At 51.6% G+C, this 20,480-nt stretch carries 19 protein-coding genes; 6 read left to right on the forward strand and 13 right to left on the reverse strand.

What is annotated here, in order from left to right; all coding sequences use genetic code 11:
* The first annotated feature begins 14 nt into the window (after positions 1-14).
* Entirely contained in the window at positions 15-4,646 is a 4,632-nt protein-coding gene (rpoC, locus tag ACFMKP_RS11610; RefSeq protein ID WP_382291977.1) for a DNA-directed RNA polymerase subunit beta', read from the forward strand.
* Positions 4,647-4,733: 87 nt separating this feature from the next.
* On the opposite strand, the gene ACFMKP_RS11615 is transcribed toward rpoC, so the two are convergent.
* The 7 genes from ACFMKP_RS11615 to ACFMKP_RS11645 all read right to left on the reverse strand — a co-directional run bounded on the left by ACFMKP_RS11615 (position 4,734) and on the right by ACFMKP_RS11645 (position 11,107).
* Positions 4,734-5,123 (reverse strand): YbjQ family protein, encoded by a 390-nt coding sequence (locus tag ACFMKP_RS11615; RefSeq protein ID WP_382291978.1) that lies wholly within the window; start codon positions 5,121-5,123, stop codon positions 4,734-4,736.
* Positions 5,124-5,125: 2 nt separating this feature from the next.
* Positions 5,126-5,665: a D-glycero-beta-D-manno-heptose 1,7-bisphosphate 7-phosphatase gene (gmhB, locus tag ACFMKP_RS11620; protein ID WP_382291980.1), complete on the reverse strand. Its 540-nt coding sequence runs from the start codon at positions 5,663-5,665 to the stop codon at positions 5,126-5,128.
* A gap of 79 nt (positions 5,666-5,744) precedes the next feature.
* Complete coding sequence (locus ACFMKP_RS11625) at positions 5,745-6,275, reverse strand: SIS domain-containing protein (protein ID WP_382292067.1); 531 nt, start codon at positions 6,273-6,275, stop codon at positions 5,745-5,747.
* A gap of 139 nt (positions 6,276-6,414) precedes the next feature.
* On the reverse strand, positions 6,415-7,485 hold the full coding sequence (locus ACFMKP_RS11630) for a serine/threonine-protein kinase (protein ID WP_382291982.1): 1,071 nt from the start codon (positions 7,483-7,485) through the stop codon (positions 6,415-6,417).
* Positions 7,486-7,494: 9 nt separating this feature from the next.
* On the reverse strand, positions 7,495-8,742 hold the full coding sequence (locus ACFMKP_RS11635) for a serine/threonine protein kinase (protein WP_382291984.1): 1,248 nt from the start codon (positions 8,740-8,742) through the stop codon (positions 7,495-7,497).
* A gap of 2 nt (positions 8,743-8,744) precedes the next feature.
* Positions 8,745-9,851, reverse strand: a complete 1,107-nt coding sequence (locus ACFMKP_RS11640; RefSeq protein ID WP_382291986.1) for a glycosyltransferase — start codon at positions 9,849-9,851, stop codon at positions 8,745-8,747.
* Positions 9,852-10,342: 491 nt separating this feature from the next.
* Positions 10,343-11,107 (reverse strand): LysM peptidoglycan-binding domain-containing protein, encoded by a 765-nt coding sequence (locus tag ACFMKP_RS11645; protein WP_382291988.1) that lies wholly within the window; start codon positions 11,105-11,107, stop codon positions 10,343-10,345.
* 175 nt (positions 11,108-11,282) lie between these two features.
* Here ACFMKP_RS11645 and ACFMKP_RS11650 point away from each other — a divergent pair, with 175 nt between their 5' ends.
* The gene (locus ACFMKP_RS11650; protein ID WP_382291989.1) at positions 11,283-11,942 is read left to right on the forward strand and encodes a PspA/IM30 family protein; all 660 of its coding nucleotides are present in this window, start codon (positions 11,283-11,285) and stop codon (positions 11,940-11,942) included.
* A 43-nt stretch (positions 11,943-11,985) separates the two neighbouring features.
* On the opposite strand, the gene ACFMKP_RS11655 is transcribed toward ACFMKP_RS11650, so the two are convergent.
* The 6 genes from ACFMKP_RS11655 to ACFMKP_RS11680 form a co-directional block, all read right to left on the reverse strand.
* Positions 11,986-13,584, reverse strand: a complete 1,599-nt coding sequence (locus ACFMKP_RS11655) for an ABC transporter ATP-binding protein (RefSeq protein ID WP_382291991.1) — start codon at positions 13,582-13,584, stop codon at positions 11,986-11,988.
* A 17-nt stretch (positions 13,585-13,601) separates the two neighbouring features.
* Complete coding sequence (locus tag ACFMKP_RS11660) at positions 13,602-13,853, reverse strand: hypothetical protein (RefSeq protein ID WP_382291993.1); 252 nt, start codon at positions 13,851-13,853, stop codon at positions 13,602-13,604.
* Positions 13,854-14,186: 333 nt separating this feature from the next.
* On the reverse strand, positions 14,187-15,281 hold the full coding sequence (locus ACFMKP_RS11665; protein WP_382291995.1) for an alpha-hydroxy acid oxidase: 1,095 nt from the start codon (positions 15,279-15,281) through the stop codon (positions 14,187-14,189).
* 87 nt (positions 15,282-15,368) lie between these two features.
* Positions 15,369-15,749, reverse strand: coding sequence for a hypothetical protein (locus tag ACFMKP_RS11670; protein WP_382291997.1), 381 nt, complete (start codon positions 15,747-15,749; stop codon positions 15,369-15,371).
* Positions 15,750-15,783: 34 nt separating this feature from the next.
* Positions 15,784-16,470: a hypothetical protein gene (locus ACFMKP_RS11675; RefSeq protein ID WP_382291999.1), complete on the reverse strand. Its 687-nt coding sequence runs from the start codon at positions 16,468-16,470 to the stop codon at positions 15,784-15,786.
* 64 nt (positions 16,471-16,534) lie between these two features.
* Entirely contained in the window at positions 16,535-17,449 is a 915-nt protein-coding gene (locus ACFMKP_RS11680) for a multidrug resistance efflux transporter family protein (protein WP_382292001.1), read from the reverse strand.
* Between the two features lie 650 nt (positions 17,450-18,099).
* On the opposite strand from ACFMKP_RS11680, the gene rplS reads away from it, so the two are divergent.
* The 4 genes from rplS (at position 18,100) to ACFMKP_RS11700 (ending at position 20,474) form a co-directional block, all read left to right on the forward strand.
* Positions 18,100-18,456, forward strand: coding sequence for a 50S ribosomal protein L19 (gene rplS / locus ACFMKP_RS11685; RefSeq protein ID WP_012187786.1), 357 nt, complete (start codon positions 18,100-18,102; stop codon positions 18,454-18,456).
* 81 nt (positions 18,457-18,537) lie between these two features.
* Positions 18,538-19,185, forward strand: a complete 648-nt coding sequence (locus ACFMKP_RS11690; protein WP_382292003.1) for a methyltransferase domain-containing protein — start codon at positions 18,538-18,540, stop codon at positions 19,183-19,185.
* Between the two features lie 67 nt (positions 19,186-19,252).
* Positions 19,253-19,876 carry a ribonuclease HII gene (locus ACFMKP_RS11695; RefSeq protein WP_382292069.1) on the forward strand — a complete coding sequence of 208 codons (624 nt, stop codon included), beginning with the start codon at positions 19,253-19,255 and terminating at the stop codon, positions 19,874-19,876.
* Positions 19,877-19,931: 55 nt separating this feature from the next.
* Positions 19,932-20,474 carry an SH3 domain-containing protein gene (locus ACFMKP_RS11700; protein ID WP_382292005.1) on the forward strand — a complete coding sequence of 181 codons (543 nt, stop codon included), beginning with the start codon at positions 19,932-19,934 and terminating at the stop codon, positions 20,472-20,474.
* Positions 20,475-20,480 lie beyond the last annotated feature (6 nt).

A 20,480-nucleotide genomic window follows, 5' to 3' on the forward strand; every position in this document is an offset into this window, starting at 1 on the left:
AGGAGCGTTCAACCATGCTCGAAATCAATGAATTCAATGCAATTCGTATCAGTCTCGCTTCACCAGAAGACATCCTGAGCTGGTCGCACGGTGAAGTAACAAAACCAGAGACGATTAATTATAGAACCCTGCGTCCTGAACGCGATGGCTTGTTCTGTGAAAAAATCTTCGGACCCACGCGCGATTGGGAATGTTACTGCGGGAAGTACAAACGTGTGCGTTATAAGGGCATTGTGTGCGATAAATGTGGCGTAGAAGTCACCCGATCCAAAGTGCGACGCGATCGCATGGGTCATATCAAACTTGCCTCGCCTGTATCGCACATTTGGTTTGTTAAAGGCACACCATCGCGTTTGGGTTTACTTTTAGATATTTCGCCGCGTAATCTTGAGCGGGTGCTTTATTTTGCCTCATACATTATTACCGATGTCGATGATCTGGCATTGGGCAATGTACGTGAGCAAATGAAGACCGACTTTGGTGTGCGGCGCAAAGATCTAGAAGAAAAAATCCTTGAACAACGTGGCGAAAAGGCAACCCGTTTAAGCAAAGACCTTGCGGCGATGGATAATGCCATGGAAGGCACGTTGGAGCGCACGCATGAACAATTTGCCCGTCAACGCCAAGAAATCGAAGACGAAGCCAACGCCTTGCGCGAACACCTCGAAGAACTGATCGGCATCGACGCATTAGCCGATGAAGATATTGTTTATCGGGGTACGGTGCTGCTCGAAGAAAACGAGCCAGTACGCGAGCGCAGCTTGGAACAACTCGAACAGTTGATCGATCAAGAGCGCGAAAAGCTTGAACAACGCCGCGAATACGAAATCGAAAACGTGCGCTTGTTGGCCGACGGCGAGCGTGATCAACGCCAATCGGTGGCTGATGCTGAACAAGAGCGTTTGACCACGGCCTTGATCAAGCAGCTTGAAGACCTCAACAAAGAAGAAAAAGACAAGCTTGATCGCTTGGATGATATTCAGTTGCACCGGATCATTTCGGAAAACGAATATCGGATTCTGCGTGATTTAGCGCCCTACACCTTCAAGGCCGATATGGGTGCTGGCGCGGTGCGCGACATCGTGTCGATGGTTGATCTCGACGAATTGTCGAATCAAACCCAAGCCGAAGTACAAAGCTCATCGGGCCAACGCCGCAAGAAAGCCACCAAACGGCTGCGCGTGGTTGAAGCATTCCGCAAGAGCGGCAATCGTCCTGAATGGATGATTATGACCGTGTTGCCAGTGATTCCACCAGATTTGCGCCCGATGGTGCAGCTTGATGGTGGTCGGTTTGCAACCTCCGACTTGAACGACCTGTATCGACGGGTGATCAATCGCAACAACCGGCTCAAGCGCTTGATGGAGCTGAACGCACCTGAAATCATCGTGCGCAACGAAAAACGGATGTTGCAAGAAGCAGTTGATGCCTTGATCGACAACGGTCGCCGTGGCCGCCCAGTTAGTGGCAAGGGCAAGCATCGCTTGAAGAGCTTGAGCGATATGCTCAAGGGCAAGCAAGGTCGCTTCCGCCAAAACCTTTTAGGTAAGCGGGTCGACTACTCTGGCCGTTCGGTAATTGTGGTTGGGCCGACCCTTCAATTGCACCAATGTGGTTTGCCTAAGAAAATGGCCTTGGAATTGTTCAAGCCATTCGTTATGCGCCGCTTGGTCGATAAAGGCTTTGCCCACAACATCAAATCAGCCAAGCGCTTTGTTGAGCGGGTCCGGCCTGAAGTGTGGGATGTGCTCGAAGAAGTCATCAAAGACTACTTGGTATTGCTCAACCGTGCGCCTTCGCTGCACCGTTTGTCAATTCAAGCCTTTGAAGCCAAGCTGATCGAAGGCTCGGCGATTCAATTGCACCCCTTGGTGTGTGCTGCATTCAACGCCGACTTTGACGGCGACCAAATGGCTGTCCACGTACCATTGTCGCGCAAGGCCCAAGAAGAAGCGCGTCGCCGGATGATCTCGACCTACAACCTATTGTCACCAGCAACTGGCGATCCCATTATTACGCCATCGCAAGACATCGTGTTGGGTTGTTTCTATCTGACCCAAGTTCGGCCTGGAGCCAAGGGTGGTGGCAAGCGCTTTGGTTCAATTGACGAAGCCTTGTTGGCCTATACCAACGGCATCGTGCATATTCAAGCGCCAGTTTGGATTGTGATCGAAGATTACATTCTGCCAGGCAGCGATTTGCGCGATAAAGAATTGCCATCGTTGGATGGTGTGACCCCACGGGTCTTGATTGAGACCAGCGTTGGACGGATCATCTTCAACAATGCGTTGCGCTACCAAGGCGAGCCAAAAGCTGGCGAAAACGGCTATCGCTCACCATTGCACTATCGCAACTTCTTGGTTGGTAAATCGGGCTTGAAAGCCTTGATTGCCGATTGTTATCGCTTCCACTCACAACGCGAGAACATCATTGCCGACGTGTATCAAGAATTAATTGAACGCTTTGGCCCTGAGACCTCGGAAGAATCGTTGTTGCGCTTCTATGCCTCAGAACGAACCGCACGTTTGGCCGACCGGATCAAGGCCTTGGGCTTCAAGCACGCCACCTTGGGCGGGATGACCTTCTCGGCTTCGGACGTAGAAGTTCCCGATACCAAAAATGCGATTGTGGAAGAAACCTACAAGAAGGTGCAAGACATCGAAAAGATGCAGCGCCGTGGTCTGATTACCGACGACGAACGCTATCGCGAAGTGGTTTCGGCATGGCTTGATGCAACCAACCAAATCAAGGTTGAAGTCCAACGCTCGTTGAATCCATTCGGGCCAGTCTCGATGATGTCAACCTCTGGGGCGCGTGGTAATGTTGAGCAAATTCGCCAGATGGCTGGGATGCGGGGTTTGACCACCGACCCAACCGGACGGATTATCGAATTGCCGATTACCGCCAACTTCCGCGAAGGCTTGAGCGTTATCGAATACTTCATCTCGACCCACGGTGGCCGGAAAGGTTTGGCTGATACCGCCTTGCGGACAGCAGACGCTGGCTATTTGACCCGCCGTTTGGTGGACGTTGCCCAAGATGTGATTGTGACAATCGAAGATTGTGGCACCACCGAAGGCATGTGGATTCGGGTCAGCCGCGATATTTTGGCCTCGGTCGAAGATCGCATCATTGGGCGCGTGACGGTGGCTCCAGTCACCAATCCAGTAACTGGCGAAGTCGTTTTCCCAACCGATAGCGAAATCTTAGAAGATGATGGCAAACACATCGCCAACGTCCTGAAATCGCTCGACAAAGAGGCCCAAGCTGAATTCGGCATCTATGTCCGTTCAGTGTTGACCTGTAACGCCGATTATGGCATTTGTCGCAAGTGCTATGGCCGTAACCTTGCCACAGGCAAGATGGTCGAAATTGGCGAAGCTGTCGGGATTATCGCAGCCCAATCAATCGGTGAGCCAGGGACGCAGCTCACGTTGCGGACGTTCCACACCGGTGGTGTTGCAACCGATACCGACATCACCCAAGGTTTGCCACGGGTGCAAGAAATCTTCGAAGCGCGGATTCCTAAGGGTAAAGCCGTGCTGGCACAAATTGCTGGCCGCGTCCAGATTGTGCGCGAAGAAGAAGGCATTCGGCGTTTGCGGATCGTCTCTGAGGAAGTGTATACCGACGAGCAAATGTTGCCCAAAGACTATCGCGTGGTCGTCAAAAACGGTGATGCGGTTGAAATTGGCAACCTCTTGGCCGAAAGCAATGTTGACGGCGACAGCCGCCCACCATTGGTCGCAGGCTTGGCAGGCAATGTCTATGTCGACGATGATCGCTTGGTGATTCAAGCCAAGGACATCGAAGAACATGAAGAAGTTATTGCTCACGCCGCTCGTTTGCGGGTCAAAGATGGCGATTTAGTCCAAGTTGGCCAGCAAATGACCGAAGGCTCGTCCGACCCACAAGAAATGCTGCAATTGCGTGGTCGCGAAGCAGTTCAAGAATACCTGACCAACGAAGCCCAAAAGGTCTATCGTTCGCAAGGTGTGGGGATCAACGATAAACACATTGAAGTGATTGTGCGCCAGATGTTGCGGCGGGTACGCATCGAGGAGCCAGGCGATACAGAACTGTTGCCAGGCGAATTGGTCGAACTGCACGAACTCAATCGCATCAATGCTTCGATTGTGAGCCAAGGTGGTGACCCAGCGTTGGCAGTGCCAGTGCTGTTGGGGATTACCAAGGCCTCGTTGTCGACCGACTCATTCTTGTCGGCGGCCTCGTTCCAAGAAACCACCCGCGTATTGACCGAAGCTGCCGTCAACGGCAAAATCGACTACCTGCGTGGCTTGAAGGAAAACGTGGTTATTGGCAAGCTCATCCCAGCAGGCACGGGTATGGAGCAACGCCGCAAATTGGCCGAAGAAGCCGCCTTGCGCGTTGCCCAAATCACCAGCGCGCCAGCAGATCGCGAAACGCCAGCAGCAACGCCAGCGCCAGCAATCGCCAGCGAACCCAAGCCAGTGCCACCACGTTCATTCGACGAAGCCTTGACCGCTGTCACCAACATTGATAGCGGCAACGGGCCGAAGGATGATCTCTTTGCACAAGCGATGGCTCGCTTGCAAGCAGAAGAAGGTCGCAAACCAACCTTGAACGAACTGCTTGGCACCGACGAAGACGACGAAAACGTCTAAATCTGAGCCAAATAATCAAAACAAACCCCCGTTGGAGCTATTCCAACGGGGGTTTTGCTTAAAATAAATTGTATCAAGCCATGAGATTTAGCGAACTGGCTCAACAATCACGGCGCTGCCATAAGCCAACACTTCAGTCACGCCAGCACTAATTTCGGTCGCATCGTAGCGCATGGCAATAATCGCGTTTGCACCTAATTCGGCAGCATGCAACGACATAATTTCAAACGCTTCGAGCCGTGCTTGCTCACACAGCTTCGACCAAATAGTAATATTACCGCCGACTAAAGTTTGCAATGATGCGCCAATCGTGCCAAAAACTGAACGCGAGCGCACCACAATGCCCCGCACAATCCCCCGATTTTGCACAACCCGAAAGCCTGGCAAATCGAAGGTAGCCGAGATCATCCATGGCGGCACGATTTGAACGGTTGGTTGTTGTTGAAGATGGGGTGGTTGGGGTGATTGAGGTTGCATATTTACTCCTGCACAATCAGGTCGACCGCAGCATTGAGATTCGCTACCAGCATAGCATGGGCAGGCAAATCGTGTTGATGCTGTGCGCCATACCCTGTTTGGACCATAATGGCAGGCACACCCAAATGGATGCCAGCTTGCACATCGAGCAGTTTATCGCCAATCATCCACGAACGGCTGAGATCGATCGCGAATTCGGCTTGGGCTTGCGCGAACATGCCCAAATTGGGCTTACGACAAGCACATTCGCCAGTTACCTCAGGATGATGCGGGCAATAATACCAGCCATCGATATGGGCATTGAACGGCGCGAGCAGTTCGCTAATCCGCCGATGCACCGCCTGCATATCCTCAGCGCTATAGTAGCCGCGAGCAATTCCCGATTGATTTGTCACCACTAAAACCAAAAAACCAGCTTGGTTCAGGCGGGCAATTGCTTGACCAACCGTTTGCTCAAGCTGCACCAGTTCTGGTTGATGCAAATAATTCACTTCAACATTGATTGTGCCATCACGATCAATAAATACAGCTGCTTGACTCATCGTTAAATCTCACCTAAAAAACTTAATTAAAAAACGCAGCGATCGTTCAATCGCTGCGTCATTGCGTCGATCACGCCAGTTATTTGGCAAACAAGGCTTGTTCGGTCAGGTCGCATAACAAGTGGCCAACGAGCATCGAAATTTCTTGCACCAGATAGGGCAATTTGAATGGCACAACCAAGGCATGGTCGCACAATGGCAGAATCTTGCCGCCATCGCCACCAAGCAAGGCCAGCACAGGGTTGCCCAACTCGCGGGCCACTTCAGCAGCCTTGATCACATTGGCCGAGTTGCCACTGGTGGTCAAACAAACCAGCACATCGCCTGGGTTCATATGAGCTTGGACTTGGCGCGAAAAGACTTGATCGTAGCCATAGTCGTTGCCGACGGCGGTTAAGGTCGAGGTATCAGTGTGCAACGCCAGCGCCGGAATTGGGCGACGGTCGATCAAATAGCGCCCGACAAATTCGGCGGCCAAGTGTTGAGCATCGGCGGCACTGCCACCATTACCACAAAAAATAGCCTTATGGCCTTGTTGATAGCATGCGATCAACACATTGGCCATGGCATTAATCGTTGCTGATTGTTCGGCCAAGACCTGCTCGGCCATCGCAATATGTTCACGAAAACTTTTTTCAATATAGGCGCTGTAATCAGCCACGGATGCGACTCCTTTGATTTTAAAGCTCAAATACGCCAAGCATACCACAAAACCTTGCCCAGCGCAGATCAGCCAAAACAGAGGATTGTTAGAATGATTGTCCGTAGAAGCAAAGTGCGACTAAGGCTAGCACAATGAAAACCGCAGCAAAAACAATAAAGCGCGTTAATGGATCTTCCATGTCGGTCGTTTCTTGGTAGGTCATCTGTTGTGGTGCTATTTGCGGTTGCAAGATTTGCTGGGCCGAAACTGCGGGCTTGGTGGCAGTTGGTAAGGCAATCGTTTGCACTGCTTGGCGTTGCACAATTGTTGGTTGGCCTGCGCTACTCAGCAGCGCTTGATTCTGGTAGCCCTGTTGCAATTGGCGCATTAATTGATCGATGCTAGCAGGCCGCTCGTGCGCAGCTAACGCCAATCCATTATGTAATGCTGCTGCTAAGCTCGGCGAAATTGCTAGATTCAATATATCAGCGCTGAGTAACGGATCAGGCTGGCCATTAATCAGACTACTAGCGCGAGTAAGCGCATCTGCTGGCTCGCAATTGGTGAGCAAATGATAGAGCGTGGCGGCAAAACTATAGACATCGCTGCGCTGATTGACCGGGCTAGTGGCTTGAATTTGCTCCAAAGCGGCATAGGCCAAGGTGTAGGCAACGACGCTTTGGGTTGAAGAAGCCCATTGCTTGGCTAAGCCAAAATCGACCAACATCAATTGGCCTTCGGGTGTACGCAAAATATTTTGCGGCTTAATATCACGGTGAATCACGGGCGGCGTTTGATGATGCAAATAGCTGATTGCCGGAGCAAGTGCATTGGCCCACGCCAGTACCACATCTGGCTCGAACGCAGCACCGCGTTGGGCCAAAAGCGTGCCAAGATTCTCGCCCTCGATCAGATCCATAATCAAAAAGGCAGCGTCACCAACCCGCTGCAAATCGTAGACGCGGGGTAGGGCTGGGTGGCGCAAGCGAGCCAATAATTGGGCTTCACGCTCCAAATTGCTTTGAAAAACCGCATCTTGGCCGCGAAAATATTTAATGGCCAACTGATGTTTGAGCTGTTGATCGAAGGCTGCATAGACCGTGCCCATACCACCTTGGCCAATTAAGCGCAAAATTTGATAGCGCCCAAGCAAGATTGAACCAACACCTAAACTCATATCTGCTCCCTAGCCAAAAAATTGACAAGACCCTAAAACGATAATTACCAAAAGAAAAAAGATGACGTTCATGACCTGATTAGGGCTAATCACATCGTCATCATCATCAAGTGCCGAGCTGATTCTGCTTTTGGTTGCCTCTTGGGCAATCATCCATTGTGGATTATTGATTGGGCTAAATGGCTTTGGATCTGCTCTATCTTGATACAGCTGCTCGTAGTTGGGCATACTCCACTGGGCGCGGTTCATCTGCTCAGCCGCACTCCAGCGTGAGATCGAGCGGCGTGGGCGGGGTGGAGCAGCCGGAGTTGAGGCTGGTGCAGGCCGTGGCTCGAAACGGCGTGGCGGCGCATAACTCACGCCATCGGGCAATTGAGCATCGACTCGAAGCGTTGGCTGGCCAGCGCTCGTGGCTACAACCATAGGCACGCTGACCGTGGCGGTTTGCGCTGCTTGCAACAAATTCACCACATCACGAATACTCGCTGGCCGTTCGTGGGCACGCAAGGCCAAACAATCCAGCAGTACCCGATCCAGCGCTGAGTTGACCGCGCTATTGAGGCTGCTCGGCACGGGCAAGGGATCAGGGTTGGCATAAATTTGGGCGCTGGCCCGCGTCAGGGCATCCACTGGCTCGCGATTGGTCAGCAAATGATAGAGCGTCGCGCCAAATCCATAGACATCGCTGCGCTGATCGAGCGTGGTCGTGCCTTGAATTTGCTCCAACGACGCATACGGCAGGGTGTAGGCAATCACGCTTTGCTGACCAGTTGACCATTGCTTGGCCAAACCAAAATCTAGCAAAATCAACTTACCAGCGGGCGTGCGCATCACATTATGCGGCTTGATGTCGCGGTGAATCACGGGCGGCGTTTGTTGATGCAAGTAGCTGAGTGGCTCGGCTAAGGTTGCCGCCCACGCCACCACCGTTGCTGGCTCGAAGCCGCTGCCACGTTGGGTTAGCAACGTGCCGAGGGTGTCGCCCTCGATCAAATCCATAATCAAATAGGCATCGTCGTGCTCGCGGCGAATATCATAGACGCGGGGCAAGGCGGGGTGCTGCAAGCGCGCCAAAATCTGAGCTTCGCGGTCGAGGTTGGCATGCAAGGCAGGATCGGAATTGCGAAAGTGTTTGATCGCCACCGGCGTATTCAATTGGCGATCAAAGGCTGCATAGACCGCGCTCATACCGCCTTGGCCGATGGCCCGCACGATATGATAACGCCCCAACAATTCGGTTCCTGCTTGTAACAACATACCTAACTCACAATCTCGTTATAGAGTGCTTCAATCTGATCGAGCATACGCTGCGGACTGAAGGTGCTGCTTGCTCGTTGGCGGCCATTGGCCCCAAATTGCGCGCGCAAGGCTGGATTTTCCAACAGCACATTGATCGCACGGGCAAGCGCCGCAGGGTCGGCTGGCGGCACAACAAAGCCAGTTTCGCCGTGGGCATTGACAAAGCTTGTGCCAGTGCCCAATTCAGTGCTGACGATTGGAATGCCCGCTGCCAATGCCTCAAGTTGCACAATTCCAAATGCTTCTGCTCGTAAATGGGATGGTAGCACAAATACATCGGCAGCGGCATAGTAATTTGGTAAGGCTTCATCCGGGACTTCGCCAGCCCATACAATACGTTCGCTAATCCCCAAGCGTTGCGCCAAATCGCGCAGCCGTGGCTCTTCGGGGCCAATACCCACCAAAACCAACGTGGCATGCGGAATTTTTGGCAGGGCCTCAAGCAGATAGTGCAAGCCTTTGTAATGGCGAAAACGCCCAACAAACAACAGCATGGGCGCGCCAACCTGCACACGCAAAGCTTGAATTGCCGCATGATCAAGTTGATTAAAGCGCTCGGTATCGACGCTCAACGGAATAACCCGACATTTGGCAGCGTGCGGTGCAAGCCATGGCGAAGTCTGAATATACTGCGGGCTGGCAGCAATAATTCGATCGGCGGCGTTCAAGGTGCGGGTCAGCAATGGCCGGTAGAGTTGCAATAAACGGCGCTGGCGCACAATATCGCTCTGATAGGTAATGACCAATTTGGCCTTGCCCCGCCGCAGCCAATAGAGCAAATCGCCAGGCGGGAAGGGATGGTGCAAATGGATAATATCGGCGGGCACGCGCCAGCTCAGCGGCAGGCTCATTGGGCTAATTGGGGTTGAGGCTTTGCGCAACCATTGGGCTGCTTTGATCACCGCCACACCATTGCGGCGCTCAATCTCGGTTTTAGGATAGGTGTTGCTGACCGCCACCGTAACTTGATGGCCGCGCTCGGCCAAGCCCTCGGCAACCACCCGAATATGGTTTTCCATCCCACCAAGCACCGGAAAATAATCTTTATACACGTGAAGAATATGCATGAATGTTTGTATGCTCTCGCTGAAAGAATCGCTATGAGCATTATAGAACATTGGGAAAAGGATGAGTGATGAGGGATGAGGGATGAAGGCAAAAGGCAAAAGGCAAAAGGGATAAGGTGTCGGCGATCAGGGGCCGGGGGCCAGGTAGATGCTTGGTGATTGGCTAGCGGAACATTGTTCGTGGAATTCGTGTAATTCGTGGCTAAAAATTTAACGCAGCGGCGCAGAGAAAGCAAGGCTATTGGCTTTTGGCTATCGGAGCATTCTTCGGGGAATTCATACAATTTGTGGCGAAAAAACTTAACCTTCGTGCGCTTCGTGTCCTTCGTGGATCAGCATTTAACGCAGACGCGCAGAGAACGAAAGGATGAAGGATGAAGCTTAATCATTCGTGTAATTCGGGCAATGCGTGGCCAAAAAACTTCTATCCTCTATGCTCTTTTATTGCGTGGATGCCAGTAAAAACCAACATCCACGCAGCAGAGTATGATTTATTCGGGGATGATAAATTCTTGGCCAACGTGAATCACATCGGGGTTGGGAATACGGTCGCGATTGGCTTGATAAATCCGTTTCCACTGCATTTCATCGCCATAGAAGCGTTGGGCGATGGCGCGCATGGTATCGCCAGAGCGCACCGTATAGGTTCGTTGAGCTGGCAGTGGCGTGCTAGCATCGGGAATCACAAACTCTTGGCCGACGCTAATCACATCGGGGTTATTGCCGATAATTGCCTTGTTGGCCTCATAAATGCGTCGCCATTGGGCTGGATCGCCATAAAAACGGCCTGAGATTTTGCCCAACGTATCGCCACCTTGAACGGTATAGCGTTGTTCGGCCTTGGCGGCTTCAGCTTTGGCGGCCTCTGCTTTAGCGGCTTCTTCGGCCTTGGCGGCTTCAGCTTTGGCTGCTTCAGCCTTAGCGGCTTCTTCGGCTTTGGCAGTTTCTTGGGCTTTACGCACGGCCTCGGCAAGTGCGTTACTGGTGGCAGCGGTTTGGGTATCGGCCTTTTCGCGGGCCTCTTGCGCTTCTTTAATTGCATTCATCGCACTGGATACTGACGATGAAGCTGCATCTTCTTGCTTCTCGTGCAGATCATTCAAACGCTCACGGATTTGACCAATTACATTCCCTGGCGCAGGTGCAGCAGGTTTGGCTTCCGCTTCGGCTTCAGCACGTTCGCGACTTTGGTCAATCGCATCCTTCATCTGATCAGCCAAATTACCAAAAAAACCTTTTTTTTCCTTGTCGGCCATAGTTCAACTCCTTTAGCAAGCGATTGTAACCTAGGCATGTATAAGCATTATAGATGCCAACGAGCACAATGCAATGGTACATCCTTGCATTTGCTCTTGCAGATACGGTATGCTTAAGCAACATTCCGAGCAGTGACACGTACTATGCAACAGTAGTCAGTAGGAGCATTACACAATGTGGACACGCATCAAAACAATTGTACGCGCTTGGTTGCACGCCTTGTTTGATCGGGCCGAGAACCCGGTGACCATGGCCGATGAATATATTCGCCAGCTTGAAGCTCAATATGGCGAAGCCAAACGAGCAACTGCCATGGCCATGGCCCAAGCAACCCGCATGGAGCAAAAGCGCGACGAGAATCGCAAACAAGCTGATGATTGGGAACGCAAAGCCACCAATGCCCTCGAACGCAACGACGAACAGTTGGCGCGTGCAGCATTGGAACGCAAGCGCCATTTTAGCGCCGCTGCCAGCGAATATGCGACCCAATCGGAAACCCAAAGCGCGCAAGTTAAGGATTTTCGCAATGCAATTGCCCGCTTGGAACAGCAAATTGGTGAGGCTCGCGCCAAACGCGATTTGATCAAAGCCAAAACCAGCCGCGCCAATTCGCAAGAAGCCGCCACCAGGGCACTGCAAAATATGCAAGGCTCAGGCGAATTAGGCGATCGCTTGGGCGCAATGGAAGAACGGATCGACGATCGCTTGTACAAAGCCGAGGCAATGGCCAAATTGGAGAGCAATTCGCTGGAAAATAAATTCCGCGATTTGGAGCAAGAAACCTCGCTCGAAGCCGAATTGGCTGCGCTCAAGGCCAAAGTTAATCAAAGCTAATTGTGTTTGTAGCAAGCCCGCTGTTTGATAAAGCTAGCGGGCTTTATTGCGTACCAGCCAGCACATCAGCAACGCTCAGCCAGCCAAATTTGGGAAATAATTTGCCAACTTGGGTTGAAAATAGCAGCGAATCGCCCAACACCACTTGCGGCGTGCCCTCAACCACGACTTCGCCCTCGCCCAATAAAACTACCCGCTGCGCACACAACGCCACAAATTCGACATCGTGAGTTACAACGATAATCCCATGCTGTTCGCTAGCTAAGGCTTGCAGAAAGGTAGCAAGCTGCTGCTTGGCGGCATAATCCAAGCCTCTGGTTGGCTCATCGAGCAAGAGAATTTGCGGCTTGGCAACCACAATCGCGGCAAACGCAGCCCGTTGGGCCTCGCCACCAGAAAGATCACGCGGATGACGATCACGCAGATGCTGCAAATTCAAGCGTTGCAAAGTTTGTTCAATTTGGCTTTGATCAATTGCCTGGCCATGATTTTTGAGCGTCCACGCTAGCTCTTGCTCTAAACTGGGGTGAAACAAGATGTCGCTGGGGTTTTGCGGCACAAAGCCAATCTGCTGGGCCAATTGCTCAACCGCACGATTGGCAATTGGTTGTTGCTGCAACAACACGCGGCCTTTGGTTGGTTGTTGCAAGCCGACCAAATGGCGCAACAAGGTGGTTTTGCCCGAACCATTGCGGCCCATAATCGCCAGAATTTCGCCAGCATGCAGGCGCAGATTGACATCCTGCAAGGCTGGTTGCTCAGCATAACGAGCATCCAAGGCTTCGGCGCGTAACAATTCAGCACCCAAAGTTGGGTCTATTGGCAATTTTGGTTCGGCACTAATTGGCTGTTGGCGCACAGCAGCGCGGCCTTGTTTGATGGTCAATGGCAACGGTTGCCAGTTGAAATGACGGGCAACTTCGACTAACGGCGGCGCAAATGGCATCTGAGCCAGAACAGTGCGCGGCACATCAGCCAGCGCAATCTTGCCAGCATGCATCCACACAATCCGATCGACATATTGCACCACCCGTTCTAAGCGATGCTCGGAAAGCACGATCGTCAGGCCCAAATCGGCGTTGAGCTTTTGCAAGGCGGTCAGCACTTCTTCAGCAGTGTGGGGGTCAAGCTGCGAGGTTGGTTCATCGAGAACTAAGATCTGGGGCTGAACGGTTAAGGCGGCGGCAATCGCGACCCGTTGGCGCTCGCCACCAGAGAGGCTGGCCAAAGAGCGATGGCGCAAATGAGCAATTTCAAGTTGATCGAGGGCTTCTTCAATCCGGCGGCGCATGGTTGCTTGGGGCAAGCCAGCATTTTCCATGGCAAACGCCAATTCATCCTCGACAATATCGACCACAAATTGAGCATCTGGGTCTTGAAAGACAAAGCCAACGGATTCAGCCAAATCGCGCGGCGTAAAATGACGAGTATCGCGGCCACAAACGGTTAATTGCCCTTGCCATGTGCCGCCATGAAAATGTGGAATTAGGCCATTGATAGCGCGCAGTAAACTTGATTTGCCGCTGCCCGACGCACCACAGACCAGCACAAATTCGCCTTCGGCGATCTGCAACGTACAACGATCAAGCGCTGCACTTGTGGCTTGGGGATAAAAATAGCGTACCTGTTGAAAATCAATCACGCAGCGCTCAATCCAGTTTATTCTTTATCACGATAGCGATCAACCACGGTTGGCGTTTCTCGGCCACTCAGCACATTCACAATATCGTAATCGCGCTGGCGATTGGCAATATCGTCGTTATAGCGCTTGACCTTGCGATCAAATTCGTCGTGCTCCCAATTGCGCTGGGTCTCGTTATCCCAACGACGGCGCAAATAAATTGGCCCGACGATCAGAATCAAGCCACCAACGATCATTGTTAGGGTCAAGCCAATCATAAATCCATTCATGGGTACGACCTCCTGGCTTGAATTATACCATTATGATCGAGGGGGCTAGGGTTTGATCCACGAAGGACACGAAGGAACACGAAGGAGTAAAACCGCGAAGGACACGAAAATCGCGAAGGTTTCTCTTTCCAAAGTATTACGCTTCATCCCTCATCCCTCATCCCTCGCTACTCTGCGCCTCCGCGTTAAATATGTGATCTATGAAACGCTTTTAGCCACAGATTGGCACAGATTTTTGGGATTATGTTCGTGCCAGCCCAATGCCCATAGCCCGATCCTCAGCCCCCGCCCCCTGATCGCCAAACGCTATGTTCTATGTTCTATGTTCTATCATTAGAACAGCATGCCACTTGGGCGGACAAGGCTACGATCGATGCTGGCCAAATTGGGGCGGCCACAGAGCGCCATCGAGCGTTGCAATTCGCGCTGCATAATCGTCAGCACATCGGCAACTCCTGCGCTACCAGCAACCGCCAAGCCCCACAAGACAGGCCGCCCAAGCATAATTGCCTGCGCGCCGAGGGCCAAAGCTTTGAGCGCATCGCTGCCGCGCCGAATGCCGCCATCAATATAAATTTCGCACGCACTGTCAGCTAAAGCAGTAGCAACTTCGGGCAAGGCTTCGAGTGTGGTCACCGTACCATCAATTTGGCGGCCACCATGATTTGAAACCACCACCGCTGCCGCGCCTGCTTGAGCTGCCAAGACGGCATCTTCAGCAGTCAAAATGCCTTTGACAATAATTGGCAAGCTGGTGACTGAGCGCAACCATGCGATCGATTCCCAATTCAAGCCAGCATCAAACATATCGGCTTTGGGGTCGGGCAAGGCATTTGGGCCAGCACGACGATAGTTTTGCGCGGCAGGCACATCGCGAAAATTGGCCATACTCAGATGGGCTGGCACACCAAAACCGCTGCGCAACTCGCGCTCGCGTCGCCCAAGCCAAGGCCGATCGATCGTTAGCATCAAGGCTTGGTAGCCTGCGGCCTCAGCCCGCGCAATCAAGCGCTCGGAAACGCTGCGATCGCGATAGACATACAATTGAAACCACAGCGGGCATTCGGCGGCAGCAGCCACCTCTTCCAGCGAACGAGTGGCCAAGGTGCTGACGGTGAATAACGAGCCAGCTTGGGCCACACCGCGCGCAGTTTCACATTCGCCCTCGGCATGGGCCAAGCCATGATAAGCCGAAGGCGCGACGAGAATTGGTGAATCAAGTGGCTTGCCAAGTAGAGTCGTCGCGGTCGAAACTTCGCGCACATCGACCAAAAAGCGCGGACGCAAGCGCACCTGCTCAAACGATTGCAGATTAGCCCGCAGCGTCACTTCATCCTCGCAGCCGCCTGCATAATAATCGCAAGTTGGGCCTTCCAATAGCGTCATTGCCTGTTGTTCATACTCGTGGAGATTAATCGGCTTGCTCATAGCGATCCTTTCGCAGCCTGCAATAATCCAGTGGGCACAGTTTAGCAGATGCTTAAGCCAATTTAAGCAGCTTAATGGAGCCAATACTTAGCGCTGCGAGCGGATAAACAATAGCAGTGGAATTGCAAGGATTGATAAGGTCAACATTGCTCCGGCAAAATCATAGGCGCGAATAAAACCAATATTATTATCAAGATTATCTTTATACAATGGTTTGATTATAATTGGAATAGTGCTAACTTCATTATGTTGCTTAAACAGGTACATATCAATATGGGTACGATTCAATTCTCGATTACAATGAGGATAAGTAGGAACAGAACTTAGTGCTGGCATATGCTTGAAATAAAATCGATAAAAATATCTACTATCGTTATACATATAATTATTCTCTTCATCAGAAAGATCGATATGCAATGGATAAAAATTAAGATCAATATCTTGGCTTTGAATTCCATTTGGAAACATTTTTATGCCTTCTGCTAATGGTTGATATTTTTCATTAAACTGTAATCATGGAGTAGCAATAAAGAGTCTTTTTTTGATTAAAATTATAAAAGTCAATATGCAAAATAAATATTGCTAAAATAAATTTAACCAATAAGATAGTTATTATTAATTTTTTAGTATACAATTTATTTTTAAATATTACAACCCAAATTATACTATAGATAATTAATAAAAATATCAATCCAATAATAATAACAGCAAACATCATTAATTTAACATTTGTTGCCTGAGTAAATTGCAGATCATAGAAATTAAAATCATTAATATCAGCTTTGTAGCTAACATCAAATGGTTGAGTATACGTTTTGGTGTTGGACATAATCTCTAACACAAAAGAATAGCTTTTGGGCAAAAATGTATCTTGGCATTCAAGCGTTGCAACAGGCTTTATATGAAAAAAGTTTTCCAGATCGATAAACTTAACGTGGTTATTTTTTTGATTGAAATTGAAACTGAATCGCGTTAATGGATGATTCACTAAGGTAAATTGTAACGTGATTGGCTTGGTCGGAGCTGGTTCAATCGCCAAAATCCGATCAAGCAGCACCAAACGTTCACCTGTTGCCAGTTGGGTAGTGGGTGTATTTATCAGCGGGCGAAAGCATGCAAGTTGCTGTGGTGGTTGCTGGCAACCAACCAACAGCAACAACATTCCAATCCATAACAAGCGCCGTAGCATAGCCTTGCTCCTTCTAAATCGTGATAGAAGCAGCATAGCAAGCCTAAATGGATGTTAAATGGCTTTAGTGGCTGAGCCAACTGTGCAAAACCATACCAATAATAATCACGCCGATGCCGACCAAGGTCAGGGCGCTTGGCGCGGGGCTGTTCAACAATACAATCTCGCCAACCAAGGCAAAAACCACTTCGCCAGCTTGGGTTGCTTCAACCGCCGCCAATTGGCCTTGGTGATGCTGAGCCAAATCGGTAGCTTTGAAAAAGAGCACGGTGGCAATTACGCCCGCCAACAAGGCCACGAGCAACGATTGGCCAATTTGGCTTGCGCTTGGCCAACCAACCGTGCTTGCGGCCACGCCCGCTAAAATCAGCCAAAACGGCAAACTGGCAATCGTCATACCCAAGACGCGTTCGAAGGTTGCCAAACGCTGACCACACAGCTGCATCATAGCCCGATTGCCAAGCGGGTAGGCAAAAGCAGCGATAACGACTGGCACAAAGCCCAAAAGCACTTCCCGCCAGCTAATTGTGGCCGCATATTGCAATTGAATTACGGCCACGCCCGCCAAAATCAGGCCCGAAATTGCCAAACTCCGCCAATGCCAAGCTGCCTGATTGGGGGCTGATTTGGATTGGAGCAAGGGCGCAACTAACGCTCCAGCAATAATCGTAATCTGCCATGTGCTAGCAACCAGCCAAGCAGGCGCATATTTGGCGGCAAAACAGAGCGGCGCATAAAACAAACCAAAGCCAATTGTGCTCCACCACAGCCATTGCCACGGTTGTTGACGCAGCTCGTGCAATACCAAGCCCAACTTGCCGCGCCAAGCGACAATCGCCAACAGCGGAACCAGCATAAACAGATAGCGCAGGCTCGCGCTCCACAGCCAATGGCCGCCAGCCAGCTCCATCAAGCGATTGAGCACAAAGGTCGAGGCAAAAAACAGCGAGGCCAACAAGCCCAAAAACAATGCGCGCATAGCCGTGATCCTATTCAATTAAGTACCAGCATTGGCCAAGTATAGCACGGGGCTTGAGTAAATTAGGATTGTAAGAATTTTGAGCATGCCCTCACCCCAGCCCCCTCGCCCACTGAACGCGGGCGAGGGGCTTTAACCATGTGGTTCTTGCGCAATACATCGGTGAACAATAGGTGATCCCTCTCGCCCGCGTTTTCGTGGGCGAGAGGGCTGTCTTACAAGGGTAGGATTTAAGATCCCCTCACCCCAACCCCTCTCCCGTGGCGCGGGCGAGGGGCTTTAATCCTGTGGTTTTTGCATGATTGGTGGTGAAAATTGATGCTCCCCCTCGCCCGCGTTTTCGTGGGAGAGGGGGCTGGGGGGTGAGGGAATGTTTGACCACCACACTCTTTGTTAACAACTTACTCTTGAAAGGAGGGGGCTGGGGGGGTGAGGGAATGGCCCAATCATAGCCACATGCAGTTGCCATAACTAACCAGTTATGCTATAATCGCGCGGTCAATTGATTGGCACGAAAAGAAACGGCGTGTGAAGATTCACACGCTTGTTGTTTGTCCAGCGACCGTATCCGCTGTATGCCAATGAAATTTAGCTATTCAACCAGCGCCGAGAGATACGGCTCTACGCGTTAGAAATGCAAAGGCAGAGCAATGCAACAGGCTCCCGTCATTCACGAAATTGAAAACGAATATCTGCGCAAAGATGTGCCAGAATTCCGCGTTGGCGACACGGTTCGCGTTAGCGTCAAGGTTGTTGAAGGTACGCGCGAACGGATTCAAGACTTTGAAGGTGTCGTAATTCGCCGCCGCCGCATGGGTGTGAACGAAAACTTCACCGTGCGCCGGATTGCCTCGCACGGTATTGGCGTTGAACGGACGTTCTTGCTGCACTCACCCCGCATCGACGGCGTGAAGCTGGTGCGGACTGGTAAAGTTCGCCAAGCTAACCTGTACTACCTGCGCGGTCGTACTGGTAAAGCCGCTCGGATCAAAGAACGCCGCGGTTAATCGTTTTCGTTATAGCTGCAAAACCCTGCGCGGGTGTGGGCCAAGCCTGCACTCGCGTTTGTATTTTTGGGAGCTTTGGCAATGCTACAACGAATGCAACGCTTGGTCATTTGGGCCTTTGAACGCTTTTATCACGAAGGCGCGTTCACCTACGATGTGGTAGCGTGGCTCATGTCGCAGGGCTATTGGAGCCAATGGGTCTTGGCAGCCTTGCCCGAAATTGCCGATCAGCCATTGCTAGAGGTTGGTTGTGGCACAGGCTATGTGCAAAAAGCCCGCCAACATCAAGCAAGCCTAACGGTTGGCCTCGATGAATCGCGCCAAATGCTGGCTTTAAGCCGCCGCCGCGCAGCGCAAGCCAACTTGGTGCGGGCAGTTGCCCAAACCTTGCCCTACGCCGATGGCAGTTGGTCGGCAGTGCTTTCGACCTTTCCCGCGCCCTATCTATTTGATCGCCGCAGTTTGGCCGAGATTCAGCGCGTACTAACCAACGAGGGCAAGTTGTATATTGTCGATGGCGGTAGCATTCCCAATTGCCTGTATGCAGTTGTGATTGGCTTGATCTATCGGCTAGTTTTTGGCCGCCAAAGCCACCCCGATCTGCCAACTAGCCAGCTCGACCCACGGATTCAGCGTTTGCACGAGGCTGGCTTTCGCGTCAGCACGCAGATGAAGCAGGTTGGGCGCTCGCAAGTTCAACTGTTTATCGCCGAGAAATCGAACATCTAAATTCATTCTTTGGCCATAGGTTCATGCAGATCAAGCCTGATCCCTGGCCCCTGACCCCTACATTATGATGACAATTGGAATTTACGAAGAACAACAACTTTGGAACCAAGGCGCGCAGCTCGTGGCGGGCGTTGATGAGGTTGGCCGTGGCTGCTGGGCTGGGCCTGTCGTGGCAGCAGCAGTGATGTTTCCGCAGCATTTGCTGAGCGACCCAAGTGCTTTGGCAGGCATTAACGATTCCAAAACACTCAGCGCCGAAGCCCGCCAAGCTATGGCCTTACGCATTCGCCAATTAGCTAGCGGAATTGGGCTGGGTGTGGTTTCAGCCCACCTAATCGACTTATTTGGGATTGCGGTTGCCACCAAATGGGCGATGATGCATGCGGTTTTGAGCCTACCAGCCTTGCCCGATGGCTTGGTGATCGATTGGGTTAAACTGCCAGAATTGCCCTTATTGCAACGCTCGCTGCCCAAGGGCGATGCAGTCAGTATCTCGGTGGCGGCAGCCTCAATTGTGGCCAAAGTCTATCGCGATAATTTGATGCACGAATATGATCAGCGTGATGCGCGTTATGGCTGGGCAGCGCACAAAGGCTATGGCACGGCTCAACATCAACAAGCCTTGGCAGCGCATGGTCCAACCCAGCTCCATCGACGCTCGTTCAAGCCGCTTGCGGCCTTTGTTGATTGACAAAATCGCCAGAGAATGATACTAAGGTCAAACATGGCTTTTATGGAGTGTTGCTATGCCCTCGCCATATTATGATCAGGGACGGCGTGATGCTGAAGAAGGCACGCTGAATCAATTGTTTTATCATACCTACCACGATTATAAGCGTGGCTACGACGAAATTGTCAATGGCCCACCCAAACCAAAGCCAAATTTCCTCTATTTTTTGATTCCGGCGCTGTTACTGGTTGGGCTTGCTGGCGGTTGGTTTTTACGCGATCGCGGCGTGTTGAGCACCCCGCCAACGCCGTTAGTTGTGATGGTAACGGTAACGCCAGTCACTGCTTCGCCAACCTTCCCGCCATTTTCAATTGCCACTCCAGCTCCACCAACGCCAACCCAATTGGTGCTGGAAATTGGCAGCGAGGCGATTACACTCGAACAAGTGCGCATCCGGCCCGACCCAAGCATCCAAGGCGAACCGATTGGGGCGCTTGATCCAGGCGAAGTGATTACGATCGTCGATGGGCCACGCTCAGGCGATGATTACACTTGGTGGCTGATCGAATCGGCAATTGGCCAAGGCTGGGTCGCTGAAGATTTTATCCAAGCACGCTAAAGGAAG

Source organism: Herpetosiphon sp. NSE202 (assembly GCF_042688385.1).
Lineage (GTDB): Bacteria > Chloroflexota > Chloroflexia > Chloroflexales > Herpetosiphonaceae > Herpetosiphon.

Coding starts and splice junctions, on each gene's coding strand:
- rpoC (WP_382291977.1), top strand. CDS start 15: ATGCTCGAAATCAATGAATTCAATGCAATTCGTATCAGTCTCGCTTCA.
- ACFMKP_RS11615 (WP_382291978.1), bottom strand. CDS start 5,123: ATGCAACCTCAATCACCCCAACCACCCCATCTTCAACAACAACCAACC.
- gmhB (WP_382291980.1), bottom strand. CDS start 5,665: ATGAGTCAAGCAGCTGTATTTATTGATCGTGATGGCACAATCAATGTT.
- ACFMKP_RS11625 (WP_382292067.1), bottom strand. CDS start 6,275: ATGGCCGAGCAGGTCTTGGCCGAACAATCAGCAACGATTAATGCCATG.
- ACFMKP_RS11630 (WP_382291982.1), bottom strand. CDS start 7,485: ATGAGTTTAGGTGTTGGTTCAATCTTGCTTGGGCGCTATCAAATTTTG.
- ACFMKP_RS11635 (WP_382291984.1), bottom strand. CDS start 8,742: ATGTTGTTACAAGCAGGAACCGAATTGTTGGGGCGTTATCATATCGTG.
- ACFMKP_RS11640 (WP_382291986.1), bottom strand. CDS start 9,851: ATGCATATTCTTCACGTGTATAAAGATTATTTTCCGGTGCTTGGTGGG.
- ACFMKP_RS11645 (WP_382291988.1), bottom strand. CDS start 11,107: ATGGCCGACAAGGAAAAAAAAGGTTTTTTTGGTAATTTGGCTGATCAG.
- ACFMKP_RS11650 (WP_382291989.1), top strand. CDS start 11,283: ATGTGGACACGCATCAAAACAATTGTACGCGCTTGGTTGCACGCCTTG.
- ACFMKP_RS11660 (WP_382291993.1), bottom strand. CDS start 13,853: ATGAATGGATTTATGATTGGCTTGACCCTAACAATGATCGTTGGTGGC.
- ACFMKP_RS11665 (WP_382291995.1), bottom strand. CDS start 15,281: ATGAGCAAGCCGATTAATCTCCACGAGTATGAACAACAGGCAATGACG.
- ACFMKP_RS11670 (WP_382291997.1), bottom strand. CDS start 15,749: ATGTTTCCAAATGGAATTCAAAGCCAAGATATTGATCTTAATTTTTAT.
- ACFMKP_RS11675 (WP_382291999.1), bottom strand. CDS start 16,470: ATGCTACGGCGCTTGTTATGGATTGGAATGTTGTTGCTGTTGGTTGGT.
- ACFMKP_RS11680 (WP_382292001.1), bottom strand. CDS start 17,449: ATGCGCGCATTGTTTTTGGGCTTGTTGGCCTCGCTGTTTTTTGCCTCG.
- rplS (WP_012187786.1), top strand. CDS start 18,100: ATGCAACAGGCTCCCGTCATTCACGAAATTGAAAACGAATATCTGCGC.
- ACFMKP_RS11690 (WP_382292003.1), top strand. CDS start 18,538: ATGCTACAACGAATGCAACGCTTGGTCATTTGGGCCTTTGAACGCTTT.
- ACFMKP_RS11695 (WP_382292069.1), top strand. CDS start 19,253: ATGACAATTGGAATTTACGAAGAACAACAACTTTGGAACCAAGGCGCG.
- ACFMKP_RS11700 (WP_382292005.1), top strand. CDS start 19,932: ATGCCCTCGCCATATTATGATCAGGGACGGCGTGATGCTGAAGAAGGC.